15 protein-coding genes are annotated in these 15,434 nt (G+C 42.6%); 11 read left to right on the top strand and 4 right to left on the bottom strand.

Translation table 11 applies throughout. The features are described 5' to 3' along the window. Nucleotides 1-4: 4 nt before the first annotated feature. The 5 genes from ACED48_RS02570 (at nucleotide 5) to uspE (ending at nucleotide 5,229) form a co-directional block, all read left to right on the top strand. Nucleotides 5-2,377, top strand: a complete 2,373-nt coding sequence (locus ACED48_RS02570) for a heavy metal translocating P-type ATPase metal-binding domain-containing protein (RefSeq protein ID WP_029627111.1) — start codon at nucleotides 5-7, stop codon at nucleotides 2,375-2,377. Further along, nucleotides 2,377-2,649, top strand: coding sequence for a cbb3-type cytochrome oxidase assembly protein CcoS (gene ccoS / locus ACED48_RS02565; RefSeq protein WP_017057251.1), 273 nt, complete (start codon nucleotides 2,377-2,379; stop codon nucleotides 2,647-2,649). The genes ACED48_RS02570 and ccoS overlap by 1 nt, the downstream gene beginning before the upstream one ends. Then, entirely contained in the window at nucleotides 2,639-3,313 is a 675-nt protein-coding gene (locus ACED48_RS02560) for a sulfite exporter TauE/SafE family protein (RefSeq protein WP_029627112.1), read from the top strand. Before ccoS ends, ACED48_RS02560 begins: the two co-directional genes overlap by 11 nt. 86 nt (nucleotides 3,314-3,399) lie before the next feature. After that, nucleotides 3,400-4,146: an FNR family transcription factor gene (locus ACED48_RS02555; RefSeq protein ID WP_017057253.1), complete on the top strand. Its 747-nt coding sequence runs from the start codon at nucleotides 3,400-3,402 to the stop codon at nucleotides 4,144-4,146. 132 nt (nucleotides 4,147-4,278) lie between these two features. Next, nucleotides 4,279-5,229 (top strand): universal stress protein UspE, encoded by a 951-nt coding sequence (uspE, locus tag ACED48_RS02550; RefSeq protein WP_017057254.1) that lies wholly within the window; start codon nucleotides 4,279-4,281, stop codon nucleotides 5,227-5,229. Nucleotides 5,230-5,350: 121 nt separating this feature from the next. On the opposite strand, the gene ttcA is transcribed toward uspE, so the two are convergent. The 4 genes from ttcA to ACED48_RS02530 all read right to left on the bottom strand — a co-directional run bounded on the left by ttcA (nucleotide 5,351) and on the right by ACED48_RS02530 (nucleotide 8,996). Next, nucleotides 5,351-6,244, bottom strand: a complete 894-nt coding sequence (gene ttcA, locus ACED48_RS02545; RefSeq protein ID WP_017057255.1) for a tRNA 2-thiocytidine(32) synthetase TtcA — start codon at nucleotides 6,242-6,244, stop codon at nucleotides 5,351-5,353. Nucleotides 6,245-6,547: 303 nt separating this feature from the next. Continuing rightward, nucleotides 6,548-7,198 carry a DUF2987 domain-containing protein gene (locus ACED48_RS02540; RefSeq protein ID WP_017057256.1) on the bottom strand — a complete coding sequence of 217 codons (651 nt, stop codon included), beginning with the start codon at nucleotides 7,196-7,198 and terminating at the stop codon, nucleotides 6,548-6,550. Nucleotides 7,199-7,321: 123 nt separating this feature from the next. Further along, nucleotides 7,322-8,170 carry a glucosaminidase domain-containing protein gene (locus tag ACED48_RS02535; RefSeq protein ID WP_017057257.1) on the bottom strand — a complete coding sequence of 283 codons (849 nt, stop codon included), beginning with the start codon at nucleotides 8,168-8,170 and terminating at the stop codon, nucleotides 7,322-7,324. Continuing rightward, complete coding sequence (locus ACED48_RS02530; protein WP_017057258.1) at nucleotides 8,163-8,996, bottom strand: hypothetical protein; 834 nt, start codon at nucleotides 8,994-8,996, stop codon at nucleotides 8,163-8,165. The genes ACED48_RS02535 and ACED48_RS02530 overlap by 8 nt, the downstream gene beginning before the upstream one ends. Before the next feature lie 330 nt (nucleotides 8,997-9,326). Between ACED48_RS02530 and potA the strand changes: the two genes are divergently transcribed. The 6 genes from potA (at nucleotide 9,327) to ACED48_RS02500 (ending at nucleotide 15,386) form a co-directional block, all read left to right on the top strand. Further along, nucleotides 9,327-10,442, top strand: coding sequence for a spermidine/putrescine ABC transporter ATP-binding protein PotA (gene potA / locus ACED48_RS02525; protein WP_017057259.1), 1,116 nt, complete (start codon nucleotides 9,327-9,329; stop codon nucleotides 10,440-10,442). Then, nucleotides 10,426-11,283, top strand: coding sequence for a spermidine/putrescine ABC transporter permease PotB (gene potB / locus ACED48_RS02520; protein ID WP_017057260.1), 858 nt, complete (start codon nucleotides 10,426-10,428; stop codon nucleotides 11,281-11,283). The genes potA and potB overlap by 17 nt, the downstream gene beginning before the upstream one ends. Continuing rightward, the gene (gene potC, locus ACED48_RS02515) at nucleotides 11,283-12,053 is read left to right on the top strand and encodes a spermidine/putrescine ABC transporter permease PotC (protein WP_009846722.1); all 771 of its coding nucleotides are present in this window, start codon (nucleotides 11,283-11,285) and stop codon (nucleotides 12,051-12,053) included. The genes potB and potC overlap by 1 nt, the downstream gene beginning before the upstream one ends. Before the next feature lie 147 nt (nucleotides 12,054-12,200). Next, entirely contained in the window at nucleotides 12,201-13,235 is a 1,035-nt protein-coding gene (locus ACED48_RS02510) for an extracellular solute-binding protein (protein WP_017057261.1), read from the top strand. A gap of 227 nt (nucleotides 13,236-13,462) precedes the next feature. Then, nucleotides 13,463-14,500, top strand: a complete 1,038-nt coding sequence (locus ACED48_RS02505) for an extracellular solute-binding protein (RefSeq protein WP_017057262.1) — start codon at nucleotides 13,463-13,465, stop codon at nucleotides 14,498-14,500. A 97-nt stretch (nucleotides 14,501-14,597) separates the two neighbouring features. Beyond that, nucleotides 14,598-15,386, top strand: a complete 789-nt coding sequence (locus ACED48_RS02500) for a GGDEF domain-containing protein (RefSeq protein ID WP_017057263.1) — start codon at nucleotides 14,598-14,600, stop codon at nucleotides 15,384-15,386. Nucleotides 15,387-15,434: the final 48 nt, after the last annotated feature.

The following is a 15,434-nucleotide window of genomic DNA, read 5'->3' as shown; positions in this document are numbered from 1 at the left end:
GCTTATGTGTGAATCCTGTTATCACTGCGGTGAAGATGTACCAGCGGAAACGGATTTTAAAGTAGAGATCTTAGGAGCGACTCGAAAGATGTGTTGTCCGGGCTGCGAAACCGTAGCCCAAACAATCGTTGATAGCGGTTTGGTTTCTTACTACCAATATCGCACCGCTCCAGCTGAAAAAGCTGATCTAGTACCAGAGCAACTTCTGGCTCTCAGCCATTATGATAATGAAGATGTCCAACTAGAGTTCGTTCGTAGCTCTGAAAATGCCTCTGAAGTGACATTGTCACTTGAAGGCGTCTCTTGTGCAGCCTGTGCATGGCTTATTGAAAAACAAGTTTCTTCAAAGGCCGGGGTCGGTAGCATTCGTGTTAATACCACCACTAACCGTGCCCTGCTTAGTTGGGATAATACGCAAGTGAAACTTAGCGAGTTGTTATCAGCAATCCATACACTAGGTTACAAAGCTGCACCTTTTGAAGCCGATCAACAAGAAGCCGCCTATCATCGCTCGATGAAAAACTACCTCTATCGTCTTGGTGTTGCTGGTTTGGCGACCATGCAAGTCATGATGTTGGCTGTGGCACTTTATCTTGAAGTGTTTGGTAGCCTAGAGCCGGAATTCAAGAGTTACTTCCGCTGGGTTAGTTTGATCTTCGCAACCCCTGTCCTGCTCTACTCAGCGCTACCTTTCTATATTAATGCGTGGCGAAGCATTAAAGGCCGAACGCTAGGCATGGATGTGCCTGTGTCGATTGCTCTGCTATTTGCTTATGTTGCGAGTGTAGTGGCAACAGTTACAGAACAAGGCGAAGTATTCTTTGAATCAATCTCAATGTTTACCTTCTTCCTTCTACTTGGTCGCTTCCTTGAAATGCGCGCTCGTCGTAAAGCAGCAGCTGCTAGTGGTAACCTGCTTAAGCTCGTTCCTGCTATGGCGACAACGTTAGATGGCGATCAAGTTCCGGTGAAAACCTTGAAGGTTGGCGATCGGATTCGTGTTCTACCGGGCGAACATATTCCTGCTGATGGCAGAGTATTGTCTGGCAGAATTCACATCGATGAGTCAATGCTGACTGGCGAATCTATTCATGTGGTTAAGAACGAAGGTGATGCCGTCTTTGCTGGCACACTGAATGGTGATGAATCGTTTGAATTAGAGGTGATGGCATCTAAGGCCGATTCGGTGATTTCTAATATCGTTCGTCTGCAAGATGAAGCGCAGTTGTCTAAGCCTCGCATCGCGGAAATCGCTGATGTGGTCGCACGGTACTTTGTGGCAGTTATCTTAGTTATTTCATTCGGCACCTGGTTCTATTGGCATCAAACACGTCCAGAAGACGCGTTTTGGATCATGCTTTCAGTACTCGTTGCAACGTGTCCATGTGCTTTATCACTTGCAACACCAACGGCAATTACCTGTTCAACCTCTTGTATGGGGAACTTTGGTATTTTGCTGCGTAAAGGGCACGTATTCGAAACTCTGTGTAAAGTTAACCACTTAATCATTGATAAAACAGGTACCTTGACTGAGGGGGATATTCGCATCAGCCAAGTAGACACCTTTTCAGACCTTAATAGAGAGACATGTTTACAAATTGCTTCAAGCCTAGAACAACACGCTAATCACCCTATAGCTAAAGCGTTCAAGACTCATCTTTCTGATGATATCGAAGTAGAGTCAGTCAATAACGTGATTGGTTCAGGCATCACTGGTGAGTGGAATGGCCAAGAAGTGGCGATTGGTAGTAGTGAATTCATTCTAGGTGAAGCTCAACCATCGGAAAGTAACGGTATTTATTTGTCAATGGCGGGGCGTCATATCGCGACGTTCACTTATGAAGATCCCATTCGCAAAGAAAGCATCGAGTTTATTAAGCAATTTAAAGAAGCGGGAATCAAAACGACTCTGCTGACTGGCGATTCTTTGATTAACGCGAAGCCTGTTGCTGAAGAGATCGGCATTACAGACATTGTTGCTAACGCGAAACCTGAAGATAAACTTGCCTACCTGAACTCTCGAGATGCAAATGACATTACTATGATGGTTGGTGATGGTATTAACGATGCGCCTATACTTGCAGGTGCTCACCTTTCGGTTGCAATGGGGGGAGGTACAGATGTAGCGAAAGCCTCAGCGGATATGGTGCTATTGGGTGATAATCTCGATAGATTACTTAAATCACGTACATTAGCGCTAAAAACGCGTAAGATAATCCGTGAAAACTTGGCGTGGTCATTGGGGTATAACTTGCTTATCCTTCCTCTAGCAGTGTCTGGTTTAGTTGCTCCTTACATTGCCGTCGTCGGCATGTCGGCTAGCTCTATTATAGTTGTGTCTAACTCGTTAAGGCTTTTAAAAGAGCAAGGGAAATAATGGAAAGTTTATACATCCTCATTCCAATAGCGATCGTACTTGTGTGCATCGCAGTCGGAATCTTTCTTTGGGCAGTAAAGAGCGAGCAGTTTGAAGATCTTGAACGTCAAGGCCATAGTATTCTATTCGATGAAGACAGCCATGCTAACCATAACTCTGACAACAAACCAGCTGCGGACAAGAAAGCCGAGATGAGCGCCCCTGCCTCTAGAGAAAATTACGTTAGCGTAGAAAGCCAAACTAGTTTAGAAAAAAAGAATGATGACACCTGATTGGATCGGCGCTTTTGTTGTTGGATTGATAGGCTCAGGTCATTGCATGGGAATGTGTGGTGGCATCGCTTCGCTTCTTTCGATTGGCAACACTAAACCTTCCCCTATTACTCCCCTCCTGTATAACCTTGGACGCCTATTAAGCTATGCCGTAATTGGTGGCTTGATTGGCGGTGCAATTTCTTCGATTGGTCAACTAAGCGATTTCAATGCTTTGCTTGGTTGGCTTCGTCTGTTTGCTGCCGCCTTTATGATCATCTTAGGGTTGTACATTGGAAAATGGTGGTTTGGATTGTTGTTTTTCGAAAAAGTCGGGCAGAAGCTATGGCGTTATATATCACCTGTAGGTCAATCATTTCTGCCATTGAAGCACCCCAGCCACGCTTTACCATTTGGTTTCATCTGGGGTTGGCTCCCATGTGGCCTTGTTTATTCAATGCTTACGTGGGCAGCGGTATCTGGAAGCTGGTATGACGGAGCGGGAATCATGCTAGCCTTCGGTTTAGGGACCCTTCCAGCAATGTTAGCCGTTGGTATGGGGGCTAATTTCTTCAAGAAACTGCAACAAGTTGATTTATTTCGCCAGTTAGGCGCAATTTTAATCCTAATTTACGGCTTTTATACTGGATATATGGCTCTACACCTTATTATTTATACCGTATAGCTATTCTTTAAACCCGGTTTTTTTACTACCCTTTAGGATTAAGGAATGCTAAAATATTGATGTATGTCAAATAGTGAAAGATTGTTATGATTTCTGAAAAGCCTGCGACGAAACGTGTTCAGTCTGGTGGTTGTGCAATCCATTGCCAGGATTGTAGTATTAGCCAGCTCTGTATTCCATTTACTTTGAATGAATCTGAACTCGATCAACTTGATCAGATCATTGAAAGAAAAAAGCCTATTCAAAAAGGCCAAGAGCTATTTAAAGCCGGTGACGAGCTTAAATCTCTGTATGCTATTCGCTCTGGAACGATCAAGAGCTATACGATTACCGAGCAAGGTGATGAGCAGATTACTGCGTTCCACTTAGCTGGTGACCTTGTTGGCTTCGATGCGATTACAGGTGATCTACACCCTAGTTTCGCTCAAGCACTAGAAACGTCTATGGTATGTGAAATCCCATACGAAATTCTTGATGATTTATCGGGGAAAATGCCTAAATTGCGTCAGCAAATTATGCGCCTGATGAGTAATGAGATTAAAGGTGACCAAGAAATGATTCTGCTTCTTTCTAAAAAGAATGCGGAAGAGCGTCTTGCAGCATTCCTTTACAATCTTTCTACTCGGTTCTCTCAACGCGGCTTTAGCCCTAGAGAGTTCCGTTTAACTATGACTCGCGGCGACATTGGTAACTACCTAGGTCTAACTGTCGAGACGATTAGTCGCCTTTTGGGGCGTTTCCAAAAAGCTGACATCTTGAGTGTTAAAGGAAAATACATCACTATCGAAGATCATGATACGTTGATGGAACTCGCTGGTGTTTCAAAAGAATAGTCTAGATATCAATGATGTAGCCTAATAATGAGCTACATCATATTTCTCCCTTAAAACCTCTTATATTTCTCTTCATCTCTCTATAACTACGCTACATTATTTATATATTCGTTCTGAAAAGTAGGCTTAGTTATGAGTATCTATAACAAAATTTTAGTTGTCGCTGACATTAATCACGATGAGCAACCTGCTCTAGTTCGTGCTATCCAACTTGCGAAGAAGAGCACCTCAACAAGCCATATCACTTTCTTTTTGTCGATCTATGATTTCTCGTATGAGATGACATCGATGCTCTCTGTCGACGAAAGAGACGCAATGCGCAGAGGAGTTATTCATCAACGTGAGATCTGGATGAATAAAGTAGCAGAACCTTACCTTGATGATTCCATTGAATTCAACGTTAAAGTCGTGTGGCACAACCGCCCGTACGAGGCGATCATTGCAGAAGTATACAGTGGTGACCACGATATCTTAATCAAAGGTACGCGCAAGCACGATACTTTAGAATCTGTTATTTTCACTCCTACTGACTGGCACCTACTTAGAAAATGCCCTAGCCCTGTGCTGCTGGTTAAAAATGACTTCTGGCCTGATGATGCGAAGATCTTTGCTTCAGTTCACGTAGGCTCAGAGACAGAAGCTCACTTAGAGCTCAACGATACGATGGTTGATAGATTACTGGAGATCACCGGCCGCTTGGATGCAGAACCGTTCTTGGTTAATGCTTACCCTGTGACACCGGCGAATATAACAATTGAATTGCCAGAGTTTGATCCAACATCTTATACCGACGCAGTTCGTGGCCATCACTTAACGGCAATGAAAGCATTGCGTCAGAAGCACGGTATGTGTGAAGAACAAACCGTGGTTGAGCAAGGCTTGCCTGAAGATGTTATTCCTCGTGTAGCTTCTGAAAATAACGCTGCGATGGTGATTCTTGGTACTACGGGCCGTACCGGTTTGTCTGCTGTGTTTATTGGTAATACTGCGGAACATGTGATCGACAAGATTAATTGTGACGTGCTTGCTCTTAAACCGTCTGGTTACGTGAGCCCATTAGACCCTAACCTTTCGAAAGGTTAAGTTAGCGACAAGTTTAACTTATAAAAAATGCCTCAAGCATTGCTTGAGGCATTTTTGTTTATCTAGAGCAACGCCATTCCAAATACAGAATGGCTAAAATCATCTTTATTCACTCAAGTGGCTAAACATTCGTTACGTCGATGAACATTGACTCATCAATGTTTGAAGATGATATTTCAGCTTCTTCGAATTCGTATGCTTTGCGATCTTCACTACGGTCAAGTGGAAGGTTTATGAAGTCAAACAACTCGCGATCAGCCAGTTGACTTGGGCTAACGTTCTGGATTGATTTAAAGATCTTCTCAACACGGCCTGGAGTTTTCTTGTCCCAATCAATTAGCATCGCTTTAATGTTCTGACGCTGTAGATTCTCTTGAGAGCCACACAGGTTACAAGGAATGATTGGGAACTCTTTGTGTTCTGCGTATTTGATCAGGTCCGTTTCACGACAGTAAGTCAGTGGACGAATAACAACGTTACGACCATCATCTGAACGAAGCTTTGGTGGCATTGCCTTTAGACGAGCACCGTGGAACATGTTCAGGAACATAGTTTCAACGATATCATCAAGGTGATGGCCAAGTGCGATCTTAGTTGCCCCAATCTTCTCAGCGAATGAGTACAAAGTACCACGACGAAGACGAGAACATAGGCCACACGTTGTTTTGCCTTCTGGCACTTTCTCTTTAACCACTGAATACGTATCTTTATCTACGATGTAGTAAGGAATGTTCAGCGTTTCAAAGTACTCAGGAAGAATGTGTTCAGGGAACCCAGGTTGTTTTTGATCTAGGTTTACCGCCACAACATCAAATTTGATCGGTGCTGCTTCTCGCAAACGTAGCAAAATGTCTAACATCGCAAATGAATCTTTACCACCACTAATACATGCCATTACAACATCATTCTCTTCGATCATGTTGTAGTCGATGATGGCATTTCCAACATTTCTTCTCAGACGTTTCTGAAGTTTGTTGAATTCAAGTGTTTCTTTTCTATTATCGTTTTGGTTCATTGCGACTCTCACACTGTCGTATTACCGACTGTAGATTGCTAGTGGGATGTTTTAGGGCGTGGATTATACGGATTTTTATTTGAGGTTGAAATAGTAACGGCAGTATAACCAAGCTGAGTATTAGAAAGTTTCTGCTTTTATTGTTCGATAAGCCCCTAAACGGTTAGAGAGACGCGTTTTAGTAAGCTCTCGGTTGGTATCACAAATAAAGAAAAGCAGCCTGCTCTTAACCGATGAGGCTGCTTTAAGATATGTCACGAAAGCATAGAGGAATGATTTCGCTAACAATGATTCCGTTAAAAATTATTGCGCGGGAATGTACGGCAATACGCGAACTGTTGGTTCTGGTAACGTGATGCTGTCACTTCCATTCAGTTCTTCTAAGGTGAATTTCGCACGTCCTTCTTTGATTGGTAGTTGCTTGCCGTTTGAAAGCTCGATGTTGCCTTCAAGCTTATTAGCGAACTCCAGCGTTAACCCTTGGATATCTGGCGTGAACCAACCAGAGAACATGCCGCTGACATCTTCAAGCATCGCCTGCATCTGTGGCAATAGGCTTTCTAGTTGAGTCACTTCTACTGCGCCGGCTAAAGGCTCTTGCGTCATCACAACCAAAGAATACGCACACTCTTGTTCTGTAGTTTGTACAAAGATAAGAGGGTTTGCTGAGCGTAGGTTTTGATCTACCGGTAGAAGCAGTTCATTGGCTGGAGAGACTTTTAGCTCTTCGTAGTGTTCTTCTTTTTCCATCCAAGCTTTGCTGATGTGACAGGTTTGCTGAGCTTGTTGATCAACAAAGAAGACCGCTACTTTGACGTCATCATGCCCTTCTTTGGTGTTGTTTTTCAGCTGAGTATAAAGCTTAGAATACGTGAACATGTATTCTTGCGCTGAAGCAGGAAGAGAAACCCCAAGACTTAATGAGGCTAATAAAGCGAGTGCTGTCTTTTTCATTCTTATAATCTTGTCGAAGTTGAGCGTTTATAAATAGAAAGAGCAGCCAATGAGCTGCTCTTTTTGTGATATTACTTGGTGTAAGCCGACTATCGAAGGCAACCAAGTTGGTATCAAAATGAGTTACTTTTTCCAGTATACCTTGTTGTGACGGATCATAGCTTGTAAATCAGTCACATAGTCTGAACCTCGCTCAGAATATTTTAACAAGCCATTGGTGAGCTCTGTCGCCGTTGCGGTTGTTAAAAGATCATCACCTTGCGCAGCAAGTTTTGCACGAATCGCTCTTAGATCGGCGTAAGCACGATTACGATTAAGGTTCATAAAGTAACGATGTACGGATTCTTGGCTTGAAGAGAATGTTGCGACTTCATGCGAGCTACCTTCGTTACGTTGTAGCGGAACAAGGCCACAACCTTTGGCGTAACACCAATGTCCAAAATAGTTGTTCGCTTTGGTGGCGAAACGCGACGTGCCCCAAGCTGACTCATTCGCTGCCTGTGTCAGTACAAGCGCCTCTGGCAGCACATTGACGCGGTTAAGCATCTCTGTCAGCCATGCTTGATCCAAACCTTCAGTAGGTACTGGCAGGCTGTACAACTTCCCTAACCTTTTCGCATAAGACGCGTCTTCAGAATCAATACTGTCTAAACCAGACTCAAAGAGCTTAGTTAAAAACGCGCGTTCTTTGGTGATACGTTTGTTTTCAATATTGATGCTTGGACGCAGGAACGAAAAGAACGTGTCCTTTTTCTCATTCACATCTTCGATGGCCGCAAAGTTTGGTGTGCTCGAAGAAACCGTCAAGTCACCAAATTGGTCGGTCGAATTGGAATTCTGTTCTGTCGTACGTCGACGCTCTTCTTCTTGGTAAATATAAGGACCAATCAGTGAGATAGACCCAACAAGAGCCAGTGCCGTCACTTTAAGCGCAAGTGATTTGCTTGCGCTTGCCTGCGTGTCTTTATGCATCGAACACCTGTGGGTTTTTGTTGTTACTGTCGTTATTACCGCTGCCGTCGTTATTGTCGTCATCATCCTTTGGCCTGTCTGACGCAATAAGCTTTAACTTGATGCCAAACATTTCACGGTAAAGAATACCTTTCACGTGGAAAAAGAATGGAAGAACGAAAATTAAACCAATGCCATACATCATCGCCGCAATGATGAACATCAACATCACCATTAAGTAGATAGACGCGATAGTGAGGATTTTCTTGTTTACGGCCCGCAAAGAAAGCAACAGTGATTGCATTGGAGGTACTTTTTTATCGCAAATCAACAGAATTGCATGGCTAAATGCAAGTGAGAAATAGATAGAAAGGAACGGGAGTATCATCCCCGCGATACCTTGTAACATAAGGCTGAACAAAGTGACTAAGATAACAGGCACTGTAAATTGTAGACCTTTACCTATGTGACGAGTCTTGGTTTGTAAGCCTGCAGCGTGGCTCATTGCCATTAAGCTAATACCAGCGTAAATAGGAGCGCTGACTACTTCATAGCTAAAGTTAGCAATGAAAATAGATTCAACGATTTGTGGGGTGAAAGCCTCTGGGTCTATAACGGCATCTAGGATAACCGCAGGATCCCCCAGTTGTAATTTTAATGCGATATAAAAAATGGCCAGTTGCACGAACATCAGAGCAACAATAGCAGGAGAGAACGAAAGAAAGTGACTGATGGTTTGTTTCCAAGCCTCTTGGAATACAGCCGTTGCTTTGAGCTCATAATCGCCAGAAAGTGCACGGTCGATACTACCGCCCAGATTAAAATCTTTTTCGATGTCGTCGTTCATAATGATACCTAGGTGTACTTACTTTATCGAAGCCACCTAACTTATTGATAAAAAATTGTCTTCATTATACTCATATGTCGGATATAAACTAAAATATGAATCTGTAACAAGCTTTGCTTTTAAGTCTTAATGGTTAATAATTAAACACTTATTTGGCTGTAAAGCTTGTAAATATCAGTATGGTCAAAGAAGTTTACTTTTACCTGCGAAATTTTTTATCTTCGAATGGTAAAAAGTGCTTTGAATTCACGTTTTTGGTGATTATGATGCGCGCCTTAAAAGTGTATAGCAACAGGTGTCAAAAAGAACCAAGGTGGAGAAAAACAGACGTTGAAAGCTAAAAAATCAGTAGGAAAGCCAGTCGTACAACTTAGTGGCATTAGTAAAAGTTTCGATGGTAAAGAAGTCATCGGCAATCTTGATCTAAACGTAAATCATGGTGAGTTTCTCACGATTTTAGGCCCATCAGGCTGTGGTAAAACAACCGTATTAAGAATGATTGCGGGTTTTGAAACTGCAGATAGTGGTCAAATACTATTAGCTGGTCAGAATGTAACTCAAGTTCCTGCTGAACAAAGGCATGTTAACACTGTATTCCAAAGCTATGCCCTATTCCCGCATATGACAGTCTTCGATAATGTGGCATTTGGCTTACGCATGCAGAAAGTTCCAAGCAACGAGATTGAACCTCGTGTCATGGATGCTTTAAAAATGGTGCGTTTAGAACAAATGGCACAACGAAAACCACACCAGCTATCCGGTGGTCAACAGCAACGTATCGCAATCGCTCGTGCCGTCGTGAATAAGCCAAAAGTCCTTTTATTGGATGAATCTCTATCTGCTCTTGATTACAAATTACGCAAACAGATGCAAATTGAGCTGAAACAATTACAACGCCAACTTGGTATCACTTTCATTTTTGTAACACACGACCAAGAAGAAGCGCTGTCTATGTCTGATCGTATCATTGTTATGCGTGATGGCGTGATTGAACAAGATGGCACACCAAGAGAGATCTACGAAGAGCCGAAGAACCTATTTGTAGCACGTTTCATTGGTGAAATTAACGTATTCGAAGCGACAGCAAAATCTCGTCAAGATGAAAAACGCATTGTTGCGACAATCGAAGGTGAAGAGTCCATTATCTATCACGATAAAGACGTAACACCGGGTCAAAAACTGCAAGTATTGCTTCGCCCTGAAGATCTTCGTATCGAAGAAATTAAAGAGTCTGAGCAACGCGGTATTGTTGGCCACATTGTCGAGCGAACCTATAAAGGCATGACATTAGATTCAGTCGTAGAACTTGAATCTGGTATGCGTGTCATGGTTAGCGAATTCTTCAACGAAGATGACCCTGATGTTGATCACTCACTGGGCCAAAAAGTTGCAGTAACTTGGGTTGAGAGCTGGGAAGTGGTATTAGAAGATGAGCAAGAAGTTTAATTTACAAAACGCAATTGTTGCTTTAATCACAGGTTGGTTAGTGCTGTTCGTGATGATTCCAAACATCATGATCATCGGTACTAGCTTCTTAACTCGTGATGAAGCGAACTTGATCGAGATGACCTTCACTCTCGATAACTACGTGCGTTTGGCTGACCCGCTGTATTTTAAAGTGCTGATGCACTCTTTCTATATGGCGATTGTCGCAACCCTACTTTGTTTAATTATTGGTTACCCGTTCGCTTACATCGTGGCAAAAATGCCGGTGAAGTGGCGTCCAATCATGTTGTTCCTAGTGATTGTACCATTCTGGACTAATTCTTTGATCCGTACTTACGGACTAAAAGTGGTGCTGGGTACTCAAGGTGTGTTGAATAAGGGCTTGTTAGCGTTAGACATTATCGATACACCGCTACGTATCATGTATTCAGAAACAGCAGTAATGATCGGTTTGGTGTATATCCTACTCCCGTTCATGATTTTGCCGTTGTACTCAGCGATTGAAAAGCTAGACGATACTTATTTAGAAGCGGCTAAAGACTTAGGTGCGAATAAACTTCAAACGCTATTGAAGGTTGTTTTACCCTTAACGATGCCAGGCATTATCGGCGGTTGTTTATTAGTACTTCTTCCGGCGTTAGGCATGTTCTACATCTCTGACCTATTAGGCGGCGCTAAGAACCTATTGATTGGTAACGTGATTAAGAGCCAAGTGCTCAACGCTCGAGACTGGCCGTTTGGCGCAGCAACCAGTATCGCATTGACCATGGCAATGGCTGTGATGTTATACGCCTACTACCGAGCAGGTAAGCTATTGAATAAGAAAGTGGAGCTAGACTAATGGGTCGTACAGTTAAGTTCAGCTTTATGGCGCTGGTATACGCGTTTCTATACCTACCTATTATTGTATTGATTGCAAACTCATTTAATGCCAATAAGTTTGGTATGAAATGGGGTGGCTTCACCACTAAGTGGTATGACGCGCTGATTAACAACGACAGCCTAATGCAGGCTGCGTGGCACTCGATCAACGTAGCGGTGTTCTCAGCAACAGCCGCAACGATTGTCGGCAGCCTTACAGCAGTAGCCCTATTCCGTTACCAATTCAAAGGTAAAGGCATCGTAAATGGCATGTTGTTCATCGTGATGATGTCACCAGATATCGTAATGGCGATTTCGCTTCTTGCACTATTTTTGGTAATGGGTGTTCAACTGGGGTTCTTTACCCTACTTGCGGCGCACATTACTTTCTGTCTGCCGTTCGTTGTTGTTACGGTTTACAGTCGTTTGAATGGCTTTGATGTGAAGATGCTAGAAGCTGCAAAAGACTTAGGCGCGAGCGAATGGACGATCCTAAAACAGATCATCTTACCTCTTGCTAAGCCAGCAGTTGCTGCGGGTTGGTTATTGAGCTTCACTTTGTCTCTGGACGATGTGATCATCAGCTCTTTCGTAACAGGCCCAACCTATGAAATCTTGCCACTGAAGATTTACTCAATGGTTAAAGTGGGTATCTCTCCTGAGGTAAACGCCCTAGCAACAGTGATGTTAGTGGTGTCGTTAGTACTGGTGATTATTTCTCAGTTACTAGCGAGAGAGAAGATCAAATAAGTCTCCTATTCTATATAAAGACGGACTTGATAAGAAGTTAACAAACTTCATGTTCTACAAAGTGTTAATCATAAACAGAATGGTAAATTGCCGTTCTGTTTTTCTATCTAGTGCCTTCGGGCCACGTTTAGTTTGGAGCTAACGTCAATGAAAAAATGGGCTACTCTATTGGCTGGTAGTGCATGTGCGCTTTCAATGTTATCTGCACCATCTTTTGCAAAAGATAACAAAGAATTGGTATTCATGAACTGGGGGCCTTACATCAACAGTGAGATTCTAGAACAGTTCACTGATGAAACTGGTATCAAGGTAATTTACTCGACTTACGAGTCGAATGAAACTTTGTACGCAAAGCTAAAAACACACAATAAAGGTTACGACCTTGTGGTTCCTTCAACCTACTTCGTGTCTAAAATGCGCGACGAAGGCATGCTTCAAAAGATCGACAAAACCAAGCTAAACAATTTTGCGAATCTAGATACAAACTATCTAGATAAGCCATATGATCCGAACAACGACTACTCTATTCCACACGTAGTCGCGATCACAGGTCTTGCTGTTAACACAGACATGTACGACCCACAAGACTTCCAAAGCTGGGCTGACCTATGGAAGCCGGAGCTTGAAGGTCAGCTGATGATGATGGACGACACGCGTGAAGTGTTCCACATCGCACTGCGCAAGTTAGGTTATTCAGGTAATACAACCAACGAGAAAGAGATCGACGAAGCTTACGCTGAGCTGCAAAAGCTAATGCCAAACGTTCTCGTATTTAACTCAGACAATCCAGGCGCACCGTACATGGCAGGTGAAGTAGGTCTTGGTATGCTTTGGAACGGTTCTGCGGCTGCAGCGCAAAATGAAGGGTTACCAATTAAACTGATTTTCCCTAAAGAAGGCGGCATCGGTTGGGTTGATAACTTTGCAATCAGTTCTGGTGCGGTAAACGTAGAAGCGGCTCATAAGATGATCGACTTCCTACTTCGCCCTGAAATCGCAGAGCAAATCTCTCGTGACACAGGCTACCTAACGGCAGTTAAAGCGTCTAATGAGAAGTTTAAAGACAGCCCTGCTCTGTTCCCATCTCAAGAAGACCTTGACCGTGTTGAATGGCAAGCTGCGGTTGGCGACAAGACCGTGAAGTACGAAGATTACTTCATGAAGCTTAAATCCGGTCAGTAAGAGAGTTAGTTGTCTAGTTGCTCTGGTCACCAGATGCTAATAAGTCATTGGTTTACTTAACAAGGCTATTTAGATAATAAACAAGTTAAAAATAAGAATATCAATGAATAGGCAGCTTAGGCTGCCTATTTTGTTATATCGCTGATATAATCTAGCGCGATTTTTAAAAATCCTTTTACTTTGGGTTCACTACCCAGCTCCAAATCAAACAAATGAACGGAACAGTAATGAAAAAGACACTGTATACCGGCGCATTGTGTGCTGCTACTTTACTTTCTACGCCCTCTTTCGCAGCTGACCAAGAACTGTATTTTTACAACTGGTCTGAATATATTCCAAATGAAGTACTAAAAGACTTCACCGAAGAAACTGGCATTAAAGTCTATTACTCAACCTATGAGTCTAACGAAAGCATGTACGCTAAGTTAAAAACTCAAGGTACAGGTTATGACCTAGTGGTTCCTTCGACTTACTTCGTTTCTAAGATGCGTAAAGAAGGCATGCTTCAAGAGCTTGATAAAACCAAGCTAAGCCACTTTGCAGATTTGGACCCAAATTACTTAGATAAGCCATTTGACCCAAGCAACAACTACTCGATACCATATATTTGGGGCGCAACAGGTATTGGCATTAACTCAGATATGCTAGATAAGTCTTCAGTTAAAGGCTGGGGTGATCTTTGGGATACGCAGTGGGAAGGTCAATTGATGATGATGGATGACTCTCGTGAGGTTTTCCACATTGCCCTGTCTAAGCTAGGTTACTCTCCAAACACGACTAACCCTGAAGAAATCAAAGAAGCGTACGAAGAACTGCGTAAGCTAATGCCAAACGTATTGGTATTCAACTCAGATTTCCCTGCGAACCCTTTCTTAGCGGGTGAAGTATCTCTTGGTATGCTTTGGAATGGCTCTGCTTACATGGCGCGTCAAGAAGGCGCAACAATTGACATTATTTGGCCAGAGAAAGGCGCTATTTTCTGGATGGACAGCCTAGCGATTCCAGCAGGCGCTAAGAACACTGAAGCGGCACATAAAATGATCGACTTCCTTCTTCGTCCTGAAAACGCAGCTAAAATTGCTCTAGAGATCGGCTACCCGACGCCAGTTAAAACGGCTTACCCTCTTCTTCCTAAAGAATTTGCTGAAGATAAGAGTATTTTCCCACCACAATCAGTGATGGATAACGGCGTTTGGCAAGATGAAGTTGGCGAAGCGAGCGTCATTTATGACGAGTACTTCCAAAAACTTAAAGTAAACAACTAGATTTTTACCGATAGGTTAATAAAGCGGCGTAAGCCGCTTTATTTTTATCTACACTTTATAGAAGATTAAAAGGAAGCAATACGGAGTATTATTTGTTATGCCAACAAACCCTATTCTACTCGTTGTGATTTTAACGCTTCTAACGTCACTCCTTTTGTTTGGGCTGAACTCACTTATTCAAGTTGATTCTAATTACGATCTGTTCTTTGAAACGAATACGCTCGTCATTACGACATATATCTGCTTTGTTGCTCGCCGTTCTATTCGCCGAAATAGAACACTTATGCTCGGCTCACTGCTACTTATCTTTAATTTATTTTATGATGTATCGAGTGAAGTCCAATATCTCGATGAATGGGCTGACCAAAATGAGCTAATTGATACCTTTCTCGAAGATGGCTTACTTCAAATTGCTTTTTTGTTAATCGCCATCGGTATCACTAAATTAAATACCCACTTAAAAGACCAAAGTAAGAAAGATGAGCTTACAGGACTATATAATCGTAAAAAGTTCGATGCGATTAAGCTTGAAGAATTTGAGCTGATTTATTTCGACTTAGATGGGTTAAAGCAAGTGAATGATCACCAAGGGCACCAAGTCGGTGATCTAATGATTGTTCGTTTTTCTCAAGCACTAAATCAGGTAGTACTTGAAGATGAAATGGTGTTTCGTGTTGGCGGCGATGAGTTTGTAGCAACCATTCAACTTGGCCGCGGTGGGGAGTTTATTAAACAAGTTACCAACTTACTCCTTGATGAAGACATATCATTTTCATACGGTATCGAAGTTGCCCAACGAGAAAATTTTAAACAAGCATTGATTGAATCTGATAAAGCTATGTATGTCATGAAAAAAGCCCAGCGCTCTGACACAGACGAGTTTTAAGTGTTTTGTATGGATATACACAAACAAAACGACAACTTACTTGTTTAC

It is taken from the genome of Vibrio sp. 5S239 (genome assembly GCF_041439575.1).
In the GTDB taxonomy this organism is placed as follows: domain Bacteria; phylum Pseudomonadota; class Gammaproteobacteria; order Enterobacterales; family Vibrionaceae; genus Vibrio; species Vibrio kanaloae.
The sequence above is the reverse complement of the archived record's forward strand: the minus strand, read 5'-3'. Positions and strand labels throughout refer to the sequence as shown.

Bases quoted from the DNA above. Each gene is read 5' to 3' on its own strand.
- ACED48_RS02570 (WP_029627111.1), top strand. From the start codon at position 5: ATGTGTGAATCCTGTTATCACTGCGGTGAAGATGTACCAGCGGAAACG.
- ccoS (WP_017057251.1), top strand. From the start codon at position 2,377: ATGGAAAGTTTATACATCCTCATTCCAATAGCGATCGTACTTGTGTGC.
- ACED48_RS02560 (WP_029627112.1), top strand. From the start codon at position 2,639: ATGACACCTGATTGGATCGGCGCTTTTGTTGTTGGATTGATAGGCTCA.
- ACED48_RS02555 (WP_017057253.1), top strand. From the start codon at position 3,400: ATGATTTCTGAAAAGCCTGCGACGAAACGTGTTCAGTCTGGTGGTTGT.
- uspE (WP_017057254.1), top strand. From the start codon at position 4,279: ATGAGTATCTATAACAAAATTTTAGTTGTCGCTGACATTAATCACGAT.
- ttcA (WP_017057255.1), bottom strand. From the start codon at position 6,244: ATGAACCAAAACGATAATAGAAAAGAAACACTTGAATTCAACAAACTT.
- ACED48_RS02540 (WP_017057256.1), bottom strand. From the start codon at position 7,198: ATGAAAAAGACAGCACTCGCTTTATTAGCCTCATTAAGTCTTGGGGTT.
- ACED48_RS02535 (WP_017057257.1), bottom strand. From the start codon at position 8,170: ATGCATAAAGACACGCAGGCAAGCGCAAGCAAATCACTTGCGCTTAAA.
- ACED48_RS02530 (WP_017057258.1), bottom strand. From the start codon at position 8,996: ATGAACGACGACATCGAAAAAGATTTTAATCTGGGCGGTAGTATCGAC.
- potB (WP_017057260.1), top strand. From the start codon at position 10,426: ATGAGCAAGAAGTTTAATTTACAAAACGCAATTGTTGCTTTAATCACA.
- potC (WP_009846722.1), top strand. From the start codon at position 11,283: ATGGGTCGTACAGTTAAGTTCAGCTTTATGGCGCTGGTATACGCGTTT.
- ACED48_RS02510 (WP_017057261.1), top strand. From the start codon at position 12,201: ATGAAAAAATGGGCTACTCTATTGGCTGGTAGTGCATGTGCGCTTTCA.
- ACED48_RS02505 (WP_017057262.1), top strand. From the start codon at position 13,463: ATGAAAAAGACACTGTATACCGGCGCATTGTGTGCTGCTACTTTACTT.
- ACED48_RS02500 (WP_017057263.1), top strand. From the start codon at position 14,598: ATGCCAACAAACCCTATTCTACTCGTTGTGATTTTAACGCTTCTAACG.